A 17,047-nucleotide genomic window follows, 5' to 3' on the forward strand; every position below is an offset into this window, starting at 1 on the left:
TTTGCCATCTCTGCACCGCCTCGCTTCCTCTGTTTTAATTTCTATTGTACCACATTTCTCCTGTAAACACTATCTAAGGCGTAACAGGCTGGTTTTGGACCATACGAAATGGGAATGGCCGGGAGGCGGCGTCCTTTGGGACGCCGCCTCCCGGCCATTCCGCACCATTCAGGCCGCGTCTTCCTCCGGGGCAAAGCGGGCCAGGAGGGCGGCGGTCTCCGCCCGGGAGGCCGTGCCGCCGGGGGCCAGGATGTCCTCCGTCCGGCCGGTAAGGAGGCCCTGCGCCACCGCCCAGGCCACCGCCTCCCGGGCGTAGGGACTGACCTGGTTCCCATCCTGGAAGTTCTCCAGGCCGGCCCGTTCGGAGGTGTCCCGCCCCTGCCAGGCGGCGAAGCGGAAGAGGATGGCGGCGGTCTGCTCCCGGGTCACAGCGTCGTCAGGGCCGAAGCGGCCGCCGCCGTAGCCCTCCACGATGCCCTCCGCCGCAGCCCAGGCCACCGCCTCCTGGTAGTAGGCCCCGGCCTCCAGATCGCTGAAGGGGGCGGCGGGAGCCTCCGGGGCCCCGGAAAGCCGGTGGAGGATGGTGACCAGCATCCCGCGGCTGGTGGAGCGCTGGGGGGAGAACTGGGAGGCCGAGGTCCCGGTCATCCAGCCCCGCTGGGCCACATAGGCCACCACATCGAAAAACCAATCTTCTGGGGACACATCCAGAAAGCCGCCGGAGCCATCTGCTTCCGGGGTTTCCGGCGCGTCCCCGCCGGTGAAGGCCTCCACGGCGCTCTCCACCAGAACGCTGCCGCTGTCCTGGGAGATCTCCCAGAAGCCGATGCCCCCCAGACCCTCCTCCCGGGCCAAGCTCCCCTTGGCGGCCATGGACTGGGGGTCCTCGTAGGTGACGAAGCTTCCGTTGCCATAGAGGTAGGGCACCTGAGCTTCCTCGTGCCGGAGCTGCCGGTAGGAGGAGTCGTTGAGATAGCGGCTCACCAGGGTCCGGTAGGGCACCGAGCTGGCGGAGGTATAGCGGCTGTAGAGGCCGTTGTTTTGACTGCCGGCCCCCTGGTAGCAGTAGCCGTAGAGGGGCATACCCAGCACCAGCTTGTCCGCCGGGACCCCCTGCTGGAGATAGCGCTGGATGCTGTCATAGACGCTGTTCTGGTACTGGGGGGAGGCCTCCGAGGGGGTGTAGAGGGGGGCGTTGAAGTCGGCGTAGCGGTCCCAGGGGCCGTGGATATCGTAGGCCATCAGGAAAACGTGGTCCACCAGCTCCGCCACTGCCTTCGGCTCAATCTTGCCCAGGTAATCAGACCCGGCGGCCCCGGCGATGGTCAGGTAGTACCGCTTCCCGTCCCGGCGGCCCTGGCGGTCCAGCTGGGTCCGCAGGGCTTGGAGCAGGAGGGTGAAGTTTTTTCCGTCCTGGGGCCGGTGGATGGTGCCGGGCAGGCCGCCGGATACCGGGTACTCCCAGTCCAGGTCGATGCCGTCCAGCTCCTGCTCCACCAGGAAGTCCACACAGCTCTGGGCGAAGGCCGCCCGCCGGGCGGCGGTGGAGGCCGCGTCGGAGAAGTAGGCGGAGTCGTCCCAGCCCCCCACCGAGATCAGGAGCTTCAGGTGGGGGTGCTCCTCCCGGAGGGCCCGGAGGGCGGCCAGGTTCCGGAGGTCCAGGTCCGGGTCCCCCAGGGCCAGCGTCCCGGTGTCCGGGTCGATTCCGGCGAAGGCGTAGTTGATGTGGGTGAGCTGCTGGGCGGGGAGCTGGTCCGGCGTACAGCCCCAGTAGGCCGCCCAGCCGGCGTAGTAGCCCACCACCGTCCCCTCCGAGGCGGCGTATGTATCGTCAGCGGCGGCAGGGCCGGAGCGGGGGAGAAGAACCCCCAGCAGCAGTGCGGCGCCGCAGAGCAGGGTCAGCATCCGGAGGACGGGTCGGGTCGGTTTCATGTGGAAGGGCCCCTTTCCAATGGTGTGGGATGAACGCGAAGGCGTCTCCCATTTTAACCGGAGCGGGGTGATCTCCGCAAGCAAAAAGTTCTGGAAATGGCCGATCTTCCCCAAAAATAGAGGGAAAATTCCCATCTCTAAGTCCAATTTTTCCATCCATATCCGGAGTGGGAAAATTTTTCTCCCAGGGGGTTGACAAATGCAAATATTCAAATATAATAATATTAGAAAAAACGAATGAAGGTGAGGCCGATGGATGACAGCAGGGCGCTGTACGAGGAGAAGACGGCGCTGCTGAAGGCCCTCTCCCACCCCCTGCGGCTCCAGATCGTGCGGGGTCTGCTGGTGGGCGGCTGCCACAATGTACGCTGTATGGAGAGCGGCACCGGCCAGAGCCAGTCCACCATCTCCCAGCACCTGATGCGCCTGAAGGCAGCGGGCGTGGTGCGCTGCCGGCGGGCTGGGAACGAGATGTACTATGAGGTGGCGGACCCCGCCGCCGCCGCCGTGGTGGCGGCTCTCTTCGGTGACAAGGAGTGTGAGTACCATTGCCCTATGACATCGCGGTCGTCGGCGGCGGTCCCGCCGGCCTGAGCGCCGCCATCAACGCCCGGGCCCGGAATAAGTCGGTGCTGGTGGTCAGCAACGACTACCGGGAGAGCCCCCTCTACCGGGCCAAGCAGGTGGACAACTATCTGGGGATGCCGGGCCAGTCCGGGGCCGCCCTTCTGGACGCCTTTTACCGCCACGCGGAGGAGACCGGGACGGTCTTTCGGACGGGCCGGGTGCTGAATATCCTGCCCCTGGACAGCACATACTGCCTAAGCATCGGCACCGAGGTGGAGGAGGCTCGGGCGGTCATCCTCTGCACCGGGGTCTCCCAGGGGAAGAAATTCCCGGGGGAGGCCGCGTTTCTGGGCCGGGGGGTGAGCTACTGCGCCACCTGCGACGGGATGCTCTACCGCAGCCGCCCGGTGGCGGTGGTGGGCCTGGCCCCCGACGCCCCGGAGGAGGCTAACTTTCTCCAGGGCCTGGGCTGCCGGGTGACCTACGTATCCGGCCGGCGGCCGGAGGGCCTGGACCCCGCCATCTCCTGGGTCAAGGCCGGCCGGCTGGAGATCGTGGGGGAGGAGGCCGTCACCGCCCTGCGGGTGAACGGGACGGACACCCCCGCCGAGGGCGTCTTCCTCCTGCGCCATGCGGTACCCCCCACGGACCTGCTTCCAGGGCTGACCCTGGAGGGGGGCTATGTGGCGGTGGACCGGGAGGGAAGGACCAGCCTGCCCGGCGTCTTCGCCGCCGGCGACTGTACGGGGCTTCCCCTCCAGCTGGCCAAAGCGGCGGGGGAGGGCCTTGTGGCCGGCCAGCGTGCCGCAGAATATGTGGACCAGCTGTCTGACAGCGAAAAAATAGATTCCATAAAAAAAGGAGAATGAGTCATGTCTGTTTTGCACCTCAACGAGTCTGAATTCAACGAGAAGGTCAATAGTTCCCCCGTGGCCATGGTGGACTTCTGGGCCACCTGGTGCGGCCCCTGCAAGATGCTGGCCCCGGTCATCGAGGACATCGGCGCCAAGTACGACGGCAAGGCTGTCGTCGCCAAGGTGGACGTGGACGAGAACCAGGCCCTGGCCGCCAAGTACGGCGTCATGAGCATCCCCACTGTCATCTTCTTCAAGGACGGCAAGGAGATCGGCCGGAAGGTGGGGGTCCAGCCCGCCAGCGCCTACACCCAGACCCTGGACGCCAACCTGTAAGCAGGCGCTCCCTGACAAAAGCCCCTTTCTGGGACGCCGAAGCCGCAGTGCTTCGGGTCCCTGGAAAGGGGCTTTTTGTGCCGCTGATCTTTTGAGCGCCCTGGAGCGCTCCCAAGGGCGGAAACAGAAAAACCACGCGTCCGCTGGAACGCTTCCAGCGGACGTGCGGTTTTTTCCGGGATTGGCGTTTTGATGGGGACCTCAGCCCCCAGTGTGGCTGGCCTTTTTCTCGGCCCGCTTCCGGGCTCTGGCCGTGCGCAGGGTCTCCCGCCAGCGCCGGCCGTAGGCCCGGACATCCTCCAGGCTGTAGCGCCGGGAGGTCATATGGGCGTAGCGCTTGCGGAAGCGGCGGCTCTGCCGCTCGGCCAGCTTCAGCAGGTCGCTGTAGCTGTCCGTCAGGCGATCCAGCCGCTCCACGGCGGCGGGGGGCAGGCTGGCGCGGGCGGCCTCCAGCCGGGCCCGGAGCTGGTCCCCAGCCTCCACCAGGTTGTCGCTGAGGTCGGCACGGGCCAGGGAGAGCTGGAGGCGCAGCTCGTCCCCGGCGGTCTGGAGCCGGTCCAGGGCCTTGGTCACCAGGGCCAGCTTCCGAACGGTGGTGACGGCGTCTACCAGCAGCAGGGTGAAGCTGGCGCCGAACAGGGTATAGTGGAGCCAGGGGGTGATCCGGTCCATCATCCGGGCCACCGGCGGGTGGATCAGAAAGACTGCCACATAGGACAGGACGCCCCAGAGCAGACTGGCCGGCAGGCAGACGCGTCCCTTGATATTGAAGGGAATGTTGCTGTAATCCCAGTATTTGATATGGGTCGTGGCCTCCAGGAGCCAGCCCACGAAGTACTCCCAGGCCGTCATGACCACCACCGACACAAAGTAGAAGATCACCAGATTGTCCCGGAAAGGGGAGAAGAAGAGGATCATCAGCAGCGCGCCGACGCCGTAGATGGGGCACAGGGGGCCGTAGAGAAAGCCCCGGGGGACATAGCGCCGCTCCCTGATGGAGCAGTAGCAGGTCTCCCAGACCCAGCCGCAGAAGGCGTAAAAGATAAAGTACAGGAAAAGCGTTGTGATGGGATAGCCCATGAGGGTGGGTTCTGTCACAGGTCACGGCTCCTTTCCGTCGTAGTCTGTCAGCAGAACCTCCAGCACACCGTTGTAGATCTGCTCCGGGTGGGCCTTGAACCGATCGGCCAGGCGGCTGCACTGCTGCTCGGAGGCGGTCAGAAGCTGGAGGGTCAAAAGATTGCCGTGCTCATCGTCCAGGGCCAGGGTCAGGGTGAAAGCCCCATCCTCCCGGGGTTCCACTGTGGCCCGGACCTGGGCGTCCCGCCGCAGACGACCGTTGAGCTTGGCCACATTCCGGTCGCACTTGACCCGGACGGAGTAGGGCAGGCTGCTCTCACAGATGGCCCCGTTCCTCCGGCCCTTGTCGGTGATGGCGTAGCAGTCCCCCTCCAGCAGGAGGTGTCCGGTATTCACCAGCTCATGGACGGCGGCGGCGAAGGCGAAGTAATCCACCCCCTCATCGCACATGGTAAGGTCGGCCAGGGTGGGCAGGTCGATGGGGGCCACCACCCGGGCCATGATATAGAGCACCAGAAATTTGATGTCCAGCTTGTCATGGATGAAGCCAACGCGAGCCATACAGCCCCTCCCTTTTCCCAGCCAACGTTTCCGCACCCGCAAAGCAGGTGATTCAGCAGACATTATATCGAAAAAGCCGGGGTGGAACAAGAGTGAAATTGCACAGACTCTGTCGAGGTGAAAAAACAGCCGGGCGGCATTCCCCACGACAGCCTCCCATCCCCATAGAAAAACCGGCGGACCTTCCAGGGGAGGTCCGCCGGTTTTCTTTCGGTTCATTTGGCCCTGATGCCAGGGGTGATTACTCCTGGATGTCGATGACGACGCCGGAGCCCACGGTGCGGCCGCCCTCGCGGATGGCGAAGCGGAGGCCCTTCTCGATGGCGATGGGGGTGATGAGCTCCACCTTCATGTCCACGTTGTCGCCGGGCATACACATCTCAGTGCCCTCGGGCAGGGTGATGACGCCGGTGACGTCGGTGGTACGGAAGTAGAACTGGGGACGGTAGTTGTTGAAGAAGGGGGTGTGACGGCCGCCCTCGTCCTTGCTCAGGACGTAGACCTGGCCGGTGAACTTGGTGTGGGGGTGAATGGAGCCGGGCTTGCACAGCACCTGGCCGCGCTCGATGTCGGTCTTGGCAATGCCGCGCAGCAGGCAGCCGGCGTTGTCGCCAGCCTCGATATAGTCCAGGGTCTTGCGGAACATCTCCATGGAGGTGACCACGGTGGACTTCTTCTCGTCGCTGAGGCCCACGATGTCCACGGTCTCACCGGCCTTCAGGGTACCGCGCTCCACACGGCCGGTGGCCACGGTGCCGCGGCCGGAGATGGTGAACACGTCCTCCACGGGCATCAGGAAGGGCAGGTCGTCGTTCCGGGCGGGGGTGGGGATATAGTTGTCCACGGCGTCCATCAGCTCCTTGATGCAGGCGAAGGCGGGATCGTTGGGGTCGTTGGACTCGCAGGTCAGGGCGTTGAGGGCGGAGCCCTTGATGATGGGGGTGTCATCGCCGGGGAACTCGTACTTGTCCAGGGTCTCCCGGACCTCCATCTCCACCAGCTCCAGCAGCTCCTCGTCGTCCACCTGGTCGCACTTGTTCAGGAAGACCACGATGGCGGGCACGCCCACCTGACGGGCCAGCAGGATGTGCTCCTTGGTCTGGGCCATGGGGCCGTCGGTGGCGGCGATGACCAGGATGGCGCCGTCCATCTGAGCAGCGCCGGTGATCATGTTCTTGATATAGTCGGCGTGGCCCGGGCAGTCGACGTGGGCATAGTGCCGGGCGTCGGTCTCATACTCCACGTGGGCGGTGTTGATGGTGATGCCGCGCTCGCGCTCCTCGGGAGCCTTGTCGATGCTGGAGTAGTCCTCGTACTGGGCCTGGCCCTTCAGGGACAGGTACTTGGTGATCGCGGCGGTCAGAGTGGTCTTACCGTGGTCAACGTGGCCGATGGTGCCGATGTTGACATGGGGCTTGGTGCGCTCGAATTTCGCCTTAGCCATTTTCAGTTTTCCTCCTTATATTACAGGCTGCGATAAAAAGTTCCTATCAGTTCCGGCATCCATTCTAACAAAAGAATGCAGGAAATGCAACAAATTTTTCCGGGCCGGCGGACCGTCAGTTCTGATTGGCCCGGCCGCGCTCGTTGATGATCTTTTCCGCGATGTTCTTGGGGATCTCCACATAGCTGTGGGGCTCCATGGAGTATTGGCCCCGGCCCTGGGTGCGGGAGCGCAGGTCGGTGGCGTAGCCGAACATCTCGCTCAGGGGCACCAGGGCGCTGATGGCCTGGGCGCCGGGGCGGGCCTCCATGCCCTGGATCTGGCCGCGCCGGGCGTTCAGGTCGCCCATAACGTCGCCCATATAGTCCTCGGGCACGATGACGTCAACCTTCATAATGGGCTCCAGGAGCACTGGATCGGCCTTGCGGCAGGCCTCCTTGAAGGCCATGGAGCCGGCGATCTTAAAGGCCATTTCGGAGGAGTCCACCTCGTGGTAGGAGCCGTCGAAGAGGGTGACCTTCACGTCCTCCACCGGGTAGCCGGCCAGCACGCCGGCCTGCATGGCCCCCTGAATGCCGGCGTCCACCGCAGGGATATACTCCTTGGGGATGGCGCCGCCCACGATGCTGTTGATGAACTCGTAGCCTTTGCCGGGCTCGTTGGGCTCCACATGGATCTTGACGTGGCCGTACTGGCCCTTGCCGCCGGACTGGCGGGCGTACTTGGTGTCCTGGTCCACCGCCTTGCGGATGGTCTCCTTGTAGGCAACCTGGGGGGCGCCCACGTTGGCCTCCACCTTGTACTCCCGGAGCAGACGGTCCACGATGATCTCCAGATGGAGCTCGCCCATGCCGGCGATGATGGTCTGACCAGTCTCCTCGTCGGTGTAGGTCTTGAAGGTGGGGTCCTCCTCGGCCAGCTTGGCCAGGGCGATGCCCATCTTCTCCTGGCCGGCCTTGGTCTTGGGCTCGATGGCCACCCGGATGACCGGCTCGGGGAACTCCATGGACTCCAGGATAATGGGGTGCTTCTCGTCGCAGAGAGTGTCGCCGGTGGTGGAGTTCTTCAGGCCCACCACGGCGGCGATGTCTCCGGAATAGACCGTCTCGATGTCCTCCCGGTGGTTGGCGTGCATCTGGAGAATGCGGCCAATGCGCTCCTTCTGCTTCTTGGTGGAGTTGAGCACCGAGGTGCCGGTGTTGAGCACGCCGGAATAGACCCGGATGAAGCTCAGGCGGCCCACATAGGGGTCGGCGGCGATCTTGAAGGCCAGGGCGGAGAAGGGGGCCTCGTCAGAGGCGGGGCGCTCGTCCTCCTCCTCGGTGTCGGGGTTGACGCCCTTGATGGCGGGGATGTCCACGGGGGAGGGCATATAGTCCACAATGGCGTCCAGCAGCTTCTGCACGCCCTTGTTCTTGTAGGAGGTGCCGCAGGTTACGGGGACGATCTTGTTGGCGATGGTGCCCTCCCGCAGAACCTTGCGGATGAGGTCCTGGGGCACGGGCTTCTCCTCCAGGGCCAGCTCCATGATCTCGTCGGAGAGGTCGGCGCAGGCGTCGATGAGCTTGGTGCGGTACTCCTGAGCCAGATCCATCATGTCGGCGGGGATCTCCTCCACCCGCATGTCCTTACCCATCTCGTCGTAGTAGATGTCGGCGTCCATCTCCACCAGGTCGATGATGCCCTTGAAGGTATCCTCCTTGCCGATGGGGAGCTGGATGGGCACGGCGTTGCACTTGAGACGGTCGTGGATCATGTTGAGCACGTTGTAGAAGTCGGCGCCCATGATGTCCATCTTGTTGACGTAGATCATGCGGGGGACCTGGTAGTGGTCGGCCTGACGCCACACGGTCTCAGACTGGGGCTCCACGCCGCCCTTGGCGCACATGACGGTGACAGAGCCGTCCAGCACCCGCAGGGAGCGCTCCACCTCTACGGTGAAGTCCACGTGACCCGGGGTGTCGATGATGTTGATCCGGGTCTGGGGGAACTGGTCCTTGGTGCCCTTCCAGTAGCAGGTGGTGGCAGCGGAGGTGATGGTAATGCCGCGCTCCTGCTCCTGGGCCATCCAGTCCATGGTGGCGGTGCCGTCGTGGGTCTCGCCGATCTTGTAGTTGACGCCGGTGTAGTACAAAATCCGCTCCGTGGTGGTGGTCTTGCCGGCGTCGATGTGGGCCATGATGCCGATGTTGCGCGTGTTCTCTAAGCTGACTTTTCTAGGCATACTCTAATAACTCCTTAAAGCCTACCAGCGGTAATGCGCGAAGGCCTTGTTGGACTCGGCCATCTTGTGGGTGTCCTCACGCTTCTTCACCGCAGAGCCGGTGTTGTTGGCGGCGTCCATGATCTCGCCGGCCAGCCGCTCCTTCATGGTCTTCTCGCTGCGGTTCCGGGCGTAATTGGTCAGCCACCGCAGACCCAGGGTCTGCCGGCGCTCGGGCCGCACCTCGATGGGCACCTGGTAGGTGGCGCCGCCCACACGGCGGGCCTTGACTTCCAGAGACGGCATGATGTTCTCCAGGGCGGAGGTGAAGACCTCCAGGGGGTCCTTGCCGGTCTTCTCCTTGATGATATCGAAAGCGCCGTAGACCACTTTCTGAGAGACGCCCTTCTTGCCGTCCAGCATGATGCTGTTGACCAGCTTGGTCACCAGGACGGAGTTATACAGCGGGTCGGGCAGAACCTCCCGCTTGGGTACATTTCCTCTTCTGGGCACTTTGCTTCCCTCCTTCACAGTATGATTTCATAGGTACTCGAAGGCCCATGAAAAAGCCCCCGTGTAAGACAAGTGCCTGCTTGTCCAGTGCCTCGCGGGAAACGCCCCCATATATCGGTAAGCGCTTCTGCAAGGGCAGCTGCCTTGCGCTTATGCGCGAAATGATGTCATGCTTTTGCGGAACGCCTCCGGCGCTCCTGGACGTAAGCGGGAGACTTACTTCTTGCCGGCCTTGGGGCGCTTGGCGCCGTACTTGGAGCGGGCCTGCATCCGGCCGCTGACACCCTGGGTGTCCAGCGTGCCGCGGATGATGTGGTAACGCACGCCGGGCAGGTCCTTGACACGGCCGCCGCGGATCATGACCACAGAGTGCTCCTGCAGGTTGTGGCCCACACCGGGGATATAGGCGGTGACCTCGTAGCCGTTGGTGAGCTTCACACGGGCGATCTTCCGAAGCGCGGAGTTGGGCTTCTTGGGGGTAGAGGTACGAACGGCGGTGCACACGCCCCGCTTCTGAGGAGAGGGCAGGTCGGTCTCACGGTTCTTCAGGGTGTTCAGGCCATGCTGCATGGCGGGGGAGGTGGACTTGTAGGTCACCTTCTCGCGGCCCTTGCGGACGAGCTGGTTGAACGTAGGCATGATGGTTCCTCCTTTCTTCACGATTCTTGAATTTATATTTTAACGGAACCGCAGGAAATTATTCCGTTCCGTTAAAACCATTTCATCGGACCAGGGCCGCAACCGCGGCGCCCACGGCGATGCCGCAGGCCTGGCCCAGTTCCCGCATACCGGGAGCCTTGACCATGTCCACGCCCTTCTGGGCGCAGAGGGCTTCGATGGGCTCGGTGACGCCGGGGTCGGCGTCCTCCGCCAGGTAGACCCGGAGGGCCCGCCCGTCGTTGAGGGCGCGGCGGGTCTGCTTGGCGCCCACCACCCGGGGTCCGGCCTTGAGCTCGGTCAGCAACCGTCATCCCCCCTGTTCTTGTCATTGCAAGGGAAAGCGGGGTTTTTGCCCCACCTTTCCGCCGGCGCGGGATACACCTGCGCAATTTGGGATTATATCATGGTGGTTATTGGAAGTCAACCAGGAAATATCGGCAAAAAACCACTTTTTTTTGCCGCCTTCCCCGTGCAGAACGGAGACGGCCCGGCCCAGTCCCAGGCAAAAGACGGAAGGAAGGCCCCAGAGAGGGGCCTTCCTTCCGAACTCGCTATAGAACGAAATCTTAAATTAGTAGGAAATGCCCTGCCACAGCATGGCGTCGGCCACTTTCAGGAAGCCGGCGATGTTGGCGCCGGCCACCAGGTCGCCGGGCATACCGTACTCCTCGGCGGCCTGGGCGGAATTGCGGTAGATGTTCCGCATGATGTCCCGCAGGCGCTCGTCTACCTCGTCAAAGGTCCAGCTCAGACGCAGGGAGTTCTGGCTCATTTCCAGGCCAGAGGTGGCCACGCCGCCGGCGTTGGCCGCCTTGGCGGGCCCAAACAGCACGCCCTTGGCCTGGAAGCACGCCACGGCCTCCGGCGTGGAGGGCATGTTGGCCCCCTCGGCCACTGCGTAGCAGCCGTTGTTCGCCAGCGTCTGGGCGGCGGTCCCGTCCAGCTCGTTCTGGGTGGCGCAGGGCAGGGCGATGTCGCAGGGCACCGTCCAGATGCCGGCGCAGCCCTCCACATATTTGGCGTTGGGCACATACTCCAGATAGGTCTTGATCCGGGCCCGCTTGACCTCCTTGATCTCCTGGATGATCTTGTAGTCGATGCCGGCCTCATCCACAATGTAGCCGTTGGAGTCGCTCATGGCCACCACCTTGCCGCCCAGCTGGGTGGCCTTCTGGTTGGCGTAGATGGCCACGTTGCCGCTGCCGGAGATGACCACCCGCTGGCCGTGGAAGCTCTTGCCGTTGGCCTTGAGCATCTCGTCGGTGAAGTAGCACAGGCCGTAGCCGGTGGCCTCCGTCCGGGCCAGGGAGCCGCCGTAGGTCAGGCCCTTGCCGGTGAGGACGCCGGTGAACTCGTTGCGCAGACGCTTATACTGGCCGTACATAAAGCCGATCTCCCGGGCGCCCACGCCGATATCGCCGGCTGGCACGTCGGTAAACTGGCCGATGTGGCGCTGGAGCTCGGTCATAAAGGACTGGCAGAAGCGCATGACCTCCCCGTCGGACTTGCCCTTGGGGTCGAAGTCACAGCCGCCCTTGCCGCCGCCCATGGGCAGGCCGGTGAGGCTGTTCTTGAAGATCTGCTCAAAGCCCAGGAACTTGATGATGGACAGGTTCACGCTGGGGTGAAAGCGCAGGCCGCCCTTGTAGGGGCCGATGGCGGAGTTGAACTGCACCCGGAAGCCCCGGTTGACCTGGACGTTGCCCTGGTCGTCCACCCAGGGTACCCGGAACTGGACCACCCGCTCCGGCTCCACTATGCGCTGGAGGATGCCCGCCTTCTGAATGTCAGGGCGCTTCTCCACCACGGGCTGGAGGGACTCCAGCACCTCCCCCACCGCCTGGAGAAATTCCGGCTGGTTCGGGTCCTTCTTCACAACGGTGTCGTAGACGCTCTGCAAGTACTCGTTTTTGAATTCCATGTTCGTCAAACCCCTTTGTCCGACGGGCCTTTCCCGCCTGATTTCCTTCTGCGGGACGTCCCGCGCGCCGGCCTGCCTGGGCCGCTGGTAGCTCAGGGGCTATTATACTTCACTTCGATAAAGATTGCAAGCAGAAAATGGGAGTTTTCCCGTTTCGCCGCCCGCTGAAATCAGCCGTTGCCTTTTCTCGGGAAACGCGCTATACTGAACAGGAAAATATGCTGCACCAATGATCTGCACATAAATTTAGGAGGAGCCTGCATGGAAAAGATCAAAATGACCACCCCCCTGGTGGAGATGGACGGGGACGAGATGACCCGCATTCTCTGGAGCGACATCAAGGAGCTCCTGCTGGTCCCCTACATCGACCTCAAGACCGTCTACTTCGACCTGGGCCTCCCGGAGCGGGAGCGCACCCGGGACCAGGTGACGGTGGACGCCGCCGAGGCCACCCGGCAGTACGGCGTGGCGGTGAAGTGCGCCACCATTACCCCCAACGCACAGCGGGTGGAGGAGTACAAGCTCTCCCAGATGTGGAAGTCCCCCAACGGCACCATCCGGGCCATTCTGGACGGCACCGTCTTCCGGGCCCCCATCATGGTCCGAGGCATCTCCCCGGTGGTGAAGAACTGGAAGAAGCCCATCACCATCGCCCGCCATGCCTTCGGCGATGTCTACAAGAACACCGAGTACAAGGTCCCCGGTCCCGGAAAGGCTGAGCTGGTCTTCACCCCGGAGGGCGGGGAGAGCATCCGCCAGACCATCTATGATTTCCAGGGCCCCGGCGTCCTCCAGGGCCAGTTCAACACGGCGGCCTCTATCTCCTCCTTCGCCCGCTCCTGCTTCCAGTTCGCCCTGGACACGAAACAGGACCTGTGGTTTGCCACCAAGGATACCATCTCCAAGCAGTATGACCACACCTTCAAGGACATCTTCCAGGACATTTACGGCGCCGAGTACGACAGGGCCTTCCGCAAGGCGGGCATCGAGTACTTTTACACCCTCATCGACGACGCGGTGGCCCGGGTCATCCGCAGCGAGGGGGGCTTTATCTGGGCCTGCAAGAACTACGACGGCGACGTCATGAGCGACATGGTCTCCACCGCCTTCGGCTCCCTGGCCATGATGACCTCGGTGCTGGTTTCCCCCGACGGAAAGTACGAGTACGAGGCCGCCCACGGCACCGTTACCCGGCACTACTACCAGTACCTGGAGGGCAAGGAGACCTCCACCAACCCCATCGCCACCCTCTTCGCCTGGACCGGCGCCCTGCGGAAGCGGGGGGAACTGGATAAGATCCCCGCCCTGATGGACTTCGCCGATGACCTGGAGGCCGCCGCCATCGCCGTCATCGAGGGGGGCGCCATGACCAAGGACCTGGCGGGCCTCTGGGAGGGGGAGATCCCCGCCGTCGCCGTCACCAGCCGTCAGTTCCTGGAGGCCATCCGGGTGGAGCTGGAGCGGCGGCTGTAAGGAGGAAGCGTCTATGAAGCTGGCAGAGGCCCTGCTGCTGCGGGCCGAATATCAGGACAAGCTGGACAATCTCCAGCAGCGCATCCTGGCCAACCTGAAGGTCCAGGAGGGGGATGTGCCCCATGAGGACCCCAAGGCCCTTGTGGAGGAGGCCATGGACCTCCACCGGGAGCTGTGCGCGCTGGTCCAGCGCATCAACCAGACCAACGCCTCGGTCTGCCTGCCGGGCGGGGAGACCCTCTCCCAGGCCCTGGCCCGGCGGGATATGCTGCGCCGGCAGCGGGGGCTCCTGGCGGACATCGCCGAGACGGCCTCCGAGCGGGACTACCGGCTGACCCACAGCGAGCTGCGGATGCAGACCACCCTGGACCTGGGGGCCGTCCAGAAGGAGATGGACCGCCTCTCCAGGGCCTACCGGGAGCTGGACACCCAGATTCAGGGGCTCAACTGGACCACCGAGCTGACCGACTGACGGCGGGAGCAGGTAGCTCCTGCGGAGGGAAGCGGGCGTAACCTCCGGCCGGTATTCCGGCTGTACAATTTGGCGGGCACGGGGCAGCCCTGCGGTTCGATTCCGCGTGTCACCATTCAAGCCCGAGTGTCTCACATGTCCACCCCTGATTGCTTACCTTTGATTACCACACGCCGATCCTTCCAACGGGGGCGAGGGCGGGATTGGGGTCCCGCCGTCTTTCCAGCGCCATCGCGGCTTGGCCGGGCCCGCCTCCAGGCAGGTCCGGCCTTTTTGCGCGGCAGCGCCTGCCTGTGGTCGGTGCGTAATCGCTTTCCCTTTCTTTTCCGCATGGGCTGCATGAAAATAATTCAAATCTTTTTAGGGCTTGTTTGAAACATGGCAACATGCCCAACCGGCGGGTCTTTTGCCCCCTGGACGGCGCAATTTTTCCTTGAAATCCGCCAGGATTCCTGCGAAAAAATTGCTTGCCGGCGGCCCAAAATCCCTCGCTGCCGGACACATCGCCAATTTTCAAACAAGCTCTAGTAAATGGACATTTCTGCACCCAAAATTGGGGGCGAAGCTTGCGCATATCCTTTCATTGAAACGGGCGTTTGAGAAAAACACCGTCGCATTTTGCCGGCACATGTGGTATGATGATGAATAAACCGCAAAGCGGCTCAGATACAAGCGAGGGAAAACAATATGAACAAACAGAAACCCCAGGCCGACGTCCTGGCCATCATCGAAGAACTCAAGCGCCTATATCCCCAGGGCATCTGCTCCCTGAACTACCCCAAGCCCTATGAGCTGCTCTTCTCCGTGCGCCTGGCGGCCCAGTGTACCGACGAGCGGGTCAATCAGGTGACCCCCGCCCTCTTCGCCCGGTACCCCACCCTGGAGTCCCTGGCGGAGGCCGACGTCAGCGAGGTGGAGACCTACATCCACTCCACCGGCTTTTTCCGGGCCAAGGCCCGGGACATTGTGGCGGCCTCCCGGATGATGGTGGAGGAATTCGGCGGCAAGGTGCCGGACAACATGGAGGACCTGCTGAAGCTCCCCGGCGTGGGGCGGAAGACCGCCAACCTCATCCTGGGGGACGTCTACCACACCCCCGGGGTGGTGGTGGCCGACACCCACTGCATCCGCATCTCCGGTAAGCTGGGCCTCACCGACGGCACCAAGGACCCGGTCAAGGTGGAGCAGCAGCTCCGGGCCATTCTGCCTCCGGAGGAGTCCAACGACTTCTGCCACCGGCTGGTGCTCCACGGCCGGGCGGTGTGCACCGCCCGAAAACCCGACTGCCAGAGCTGCACCCTGCGGCCCTGGTGCAGCCTTTTCCAGAAGGAGGGGGGCTGAGATGGAATACATTGATCTGGAGACCTGGCCCCGGCGGGAGCACTTCCGCTTTTTCTCTGGCCTTGGTTTTCCCTTCTACAATGTCACTACCCATCTGGATGTGACCCGCCTCCATGCCTATGTCCGGGCCCGGAGACTGTCCTTTTATCATGCCCTGATCTACGCTACCCTGTCCGTAATGAATGGTCTGCCGGACTTCCGCTATAAAATCCGGGGGGATCGGGTGGTGAGGCACGACAGGCTGGACCCCAGCTTTGTGACTCAGGACCGGGAGAGCCGCCTGCTGAAGATTGTCAACGTCCCCTTTGTGGGGACGTTGGAGGAATTCTGCGACCGGTGTGCCCAGCGGGAGGCCGCCCAGACCGCCTTTTTCCCCTCACCGGAAGACGAGGGACGGGATGACCTGGTCTACTTCTCCTGTCTTCCCTGGTTTTCCTTTACCAGCCTTACAAACGAAATGGACCTCAACCCGGATGACTCCATCCCCCGTATCACCTGGGGGAAATACGATATGCGGGCGGGACGGCTGACGCTGCCTTATGCGGTACAGCTCAACCACCGGCTGCTGGACGGCTGGCACCTGAGCCAGCTGGTGGGCGGGGTTCAGAACTTTCTGGACTGCCTGGAGCTGTGATGCGCGTCCTGGACACCCCGCTTTCCTCAATGGAAGTATCGCACATAAATGTGCGTACTTGCGCGGGATACCCCTCCTGGGTTATGATAACAGCAGAAAGGGGGAGTCCATCCGCACAGGAAAAAAGGATGTTGGAAGCATGACAAAGGATTTTGGTGTGAAGCCCTATCTGTTCCCCATGCCAGCCTATATGATCGGCACCTACAATGAGGATGACACCGTGGACGTGATGATGATGGCCTGGGGTGGCATCTGCGCGGAGGATATGGTGGCGCTGAACCTGGAGGCCAAGCACAAGACCGTGGCGAACATCGAGGCCCGGCGGGCCTTCACCCTGGCGATCCCGGGCGTGGATACCATGAAGGAGTCGGACTTCCTAGGGCTTGTTTGAAACATGTCAACATGCCCAACCGGCGGGGCTTTTGCCCCCTGAACGGCGCAATTTTTCCTTGAAATCCGCCAGGATTCCTGCGAAAAAATTGCTTGCCAGCGGCCCAAAATCCCTCGCTGCCGGACACATCGCCAATTTTCAAACAAGCCCTAGGCATTGCCACCGCCAACAAAATGGCGGACAAATTTGCCCGGACCGGCCTCCACGCTGTGAAGAGCCAGCGGGTGGATGCCCCGGTGATCACGGAGTACCCCGTCACCCTGAAGTGCGAGGTGGCGGAGATGCAGAACCAGCCCTACGGCCTGCGGGTGCTGGGCAGGATCGTCAACGTCCTTGCGGATGAAAAGGTGCTGGACGAGGCGGGGAAGATCGACGCCGGGAAGCTCCAGACCTTCGCTTTCGACCAGATGCGCAACGGCTACTATGCCGTCGGGGAAAAGGTTGGCCAGGCGTGGCACAGCGGCGCGGACCTGATGAAGAAGCAGTGACGGGCTGCGTTGGCCACTCCGGCAGCGGTTTGACACGCGAAAAGCGGCGTAGTCCCCGAGGCTGCGCCGCTTTTCGCGGACATGTGTATTTCGGTCGGAAGTCCCTTTTCAAGATAAGTAGTGATGGCTTAAACTCCGTCGGTTTCACGAAACACGGATGGCTAAGGCGCTGGCCTT

The 17,047-nt window shown here is 63.0% G+C and carries 18 protein-coding genes; 9 read left to right on the forward strand and 9 right to left on the reverse strand.

Going from position 1 to position 17,047, the window contains the following annotated elements:
* Nucleotides 1-168 precede the first annotated feature (168 nt).
* On the reverse strand, nucleotides 169-1,932 hold the full coding sequence (locus Q0K09_RS07765; protein ID WP_294474983.1) for a glycosyl hydrolase family 18 protein: 1,764 nt from the start codon (nucleotides 1,930-1,932) through the stop codon (nucleotides 169-171).
* A 252-nt stretch (nucleotides 1,933-2,184) separates the two neighbouring features.
* Between Q0K09_RS07765 and Q0K09_RS07770 the strand changes: the two genes are divergently transcribed.
* From Q0K09_RS07770 to trxA, 3 genes are read left to right on the forward strand one after another with little or no spacing between them, the layout of a single operon-like run.
* Nucleotides 2,185-2,526: a metalloregulator ArsR/SmtB family transcription factor gene (locus tag Q0K09_RS07770; RefSeq protein WP_294474986.1), complete on the forward strand. Its 342-nt coding sequence runs from the start codon at nucleotides 2,185-2,187 to the stop codon at nucleotides 2,524-2,526.
* Nucleotides 2,481-3,368, forward strand: coding sequence for an NAD(P)/FAD-dependent oxidoreductase (locus Q0K09_RS07775; protein ID WP_294474988.1), 888 nt, complete (start codon nucleotides 2,481-2,483; stop codon nucleotides 3,366-3,368). The genes Q0K09_RS07770 and Q0K09_RS07775 overlap by 46 nt, the downstream gene beginning before the upstream one ends.
* A gap of 3 nt (nucleotides 3,369-3,371) precedes the next feature.
* Complete coding sequence (trxA, locus tag Q0K09_RS07780; RefSeq protein ID WP_294474990.1) at nucleotides 3,372-3,689, forward strand: thioredoxin; 318 nt, start codon at nucleotides 3,372-3,374, stop codon at nucleotides 3,687-3,689.
* A 201-nt stretch (nucleotides 3,690-3,890) separates the two neighbouring features.
* Here the strand turns inward: trxA and Q0K09_RS07785 are convergent, their stop codons facing one another.
* The 8 genes from Q0K09_RS07785 to gdhA all read right to left on the reverse strand — a co-directional run bounded on the left by Q0K09_RS07785 (nucleotide 3,891) and on the right by gdhA (nucleotide 12,071).
* On the reverse strand, nucleotides 3,891-4,787 hold the full coding sequence (locus Q0K09_RS07785) for a hypothetical protein (RefSeq protein ID WP_294474992.1): 897 nt from the start codon (nucleotides 4,785-4,787) through the stop codon (nucleotides 3,891-3,893).
* Nucleotides 4,788-4,790: 3 nt separating this feature from the next.
* Nucleotides 4,791-5,330, reverse strand: coding sequence for a DUF4364 family protein (locus Q0K09_RS07790; RefSeq protein ID WP_294474994.1), 540 nt, complete (start codon nucleotides 5,328-5,330; stop codon nucleotides 4,791-4,793).
* A gap of 241 nt (nucleotides 5,331-5,571) precedes the next feature.
* Nucleotides 5,572-6,774 (reverse strand): elongation factor Tu, encoded by a 1,203-nt coding sequence (tuf, locus tag Q0K09_RS07795; protein WP_294474995.1) that lies wholly within the window; start codon nucleotides 6,772-6,774, stop codon nucleotides 5,572-5,574.
* A gap of 115 nt (nucleotides 6,775-6,889) precedes the next feature.
* Entirely contained in the window at nucleotides 6,890-8,998 is a 2,109-nt protein-coding gene (gene fusA / locus Q0K09_RS07800; RefSeq protein ID WP_294474996.1) for an elongation factor G, read from the reverse strand.
* Nucleotides 8,999-9,019: 21 nt separating this feature from the next.
* The gene (rpsG, locus tag Q0K09_RS07805) at nucleotides 9,020-9,490 is read right to left on the reverse strand and encodes a 30S ribosomal protein S7 (RefSeq protein WP_294474998.1); all 471 of its coding nucleotides are present in this window, start codon (nucleotides 9,488-9,490) and stop codon (nucleotides 9,020-9,022) included.
* A gap of 216 nt (nucleotides 9,491-9,706) precedes the next feature.
* A complete protein-coding gene (gene rpsL / locus Q0K09_RS07810; RefSeq protein WP_130849446.1) occupies nucleotides 9,707-10,129 on the reverse strand; it encodes a 30S ribosomal protein S12 in 423 nt (140 codons plus the stop codon).
* Nucleotides 10,130-10,211: 82 nt separating this feature from the next.
* Nucleotides 10,212-10,454 (reverse strand): ribosomal L7Ae/L30e/S12e/Gadd45 family protein, encoded by a 243-nt coding sequence (locus tag Q0K09_RS07815; RefSeq protein ID WP_294475003.1) that lies wholly within the window; start codon nucleotides 10,452-10,454, stop codon nucleotides 10,212-10,214.
* A 267-nt stretch (nucleotides 10,455-10,721) separates the two neighbouring features.
* Complete coding sequence (gene gdhA / locus Q0K09_RS07820; RefSeq protein ID WP_294475004.1) at nucleotides 10,722-12,071, reverse strand: NADP-specific glutamate dehydrogenase; 1,350 nt, start codon at nucleotides 12,069-12,071, stop codon at nucleotides 10,722-10,724.
* A 261-nt stretch (nucleotides 12,072-12,332) separates the two neighbouring features.
* Here gdhA and Q0K09_RS07825 point away from each other — a divergent pair, with 261 nt between their 5' ends.
* The 6 genes from Q0K09_RS07825 (at nucleotide 12,333) to Q0K09_RS07850 (ending at nucleotide 16,870) form a co-directional block, all read left to right on the forward strand.
* The gene (locus tag Q0K09_RS07825) at nucleotides 12,333-13,544 is read left to right on the forward strand and encodes an NADP-dependent isocitrate dehydrogenase (RefSeq protein WP_294475005.1); all 1,212 of its coding nucleotides are present in this window, start codon (nucleotides 12,333-12,335) and stop codon (nucleotides 13,542-13,544) included.
* Between the two features lie 13 nt (nucleotides 13,545-13,557).
* Nucleotides 13,558-14,016 carry a DIP1984 family protein gene (locus Q0K09_RS07830; protein WP_294475007.1) on the forward strand — a complete coding sequence of 153 codons (459 nt, stop codon included), beginning with the start codon at nucleotides 13,558-13,560 and terminating at the stop codon, nucleotides 14,014-14,016.
* 687 nt (nucleotides 14,017-14,703) lie between these two features.
* The gene (nth, locus tag Q0K09_RS07835) at nucleotides 14,704-15,357 is read left to right on the forward strand and encodes an endonuclease III (protein WP_294475009.1); all 654 of its coding nucleotides are present in this window, start codon (nucleotides 14,704-14,706) and stop codon (nucleotides 15,355-15,357) included.
* 1 nt (nucleotide 15,358) lies between these two features.
* Nucleotides 15,359-15,991, forward strand: a complete 633-nt coding sequence (locus Q0K09_RS07840; RefSeq protein ID WP_294475011.1) for a chloramphenicol acetyltransferase — start codon at nucleotides 15,359-15,361, stop codon at nucleotides 15,989-15,991.
* Between the two features lie 139 nt (nucleotides 15,992-16,130).
* Nucleotides 16,131-16,382, forward strand: coding sequence for a hypothetical protein (locus Q0K09_RS07845; RefSeq protein WP_294475013.1), 252 nt, complete (start codon nucleotides 16,131-16,133; stop codon nucleotides 16,380-16,382).
* A 173-nt stretch (nucleotides 16,383-16,555) separates the two neighbouring features.
* A complete protein-coding gene (locus Q0K09_RS07850) occupies nucleotides 16,556-16,870 on the forward strand; it encodes a hypothetical protein (RefSeq protein ID WP_294475016.1) in 315 nt (104 codons plus the stop codon).
* Nucleotides 16,871-17,047 lie beyond the last annotated feature (177 nt).

Origin of the sequence: uncultured Intestinimonas sp., assembly GCF_944387725.1 — a bacterium.
Taxonomy (GTDB): Bacteria; Bacillota; Clostridia; order Oscillospirales; family Oscillospiraceae; genus Intestinimonas.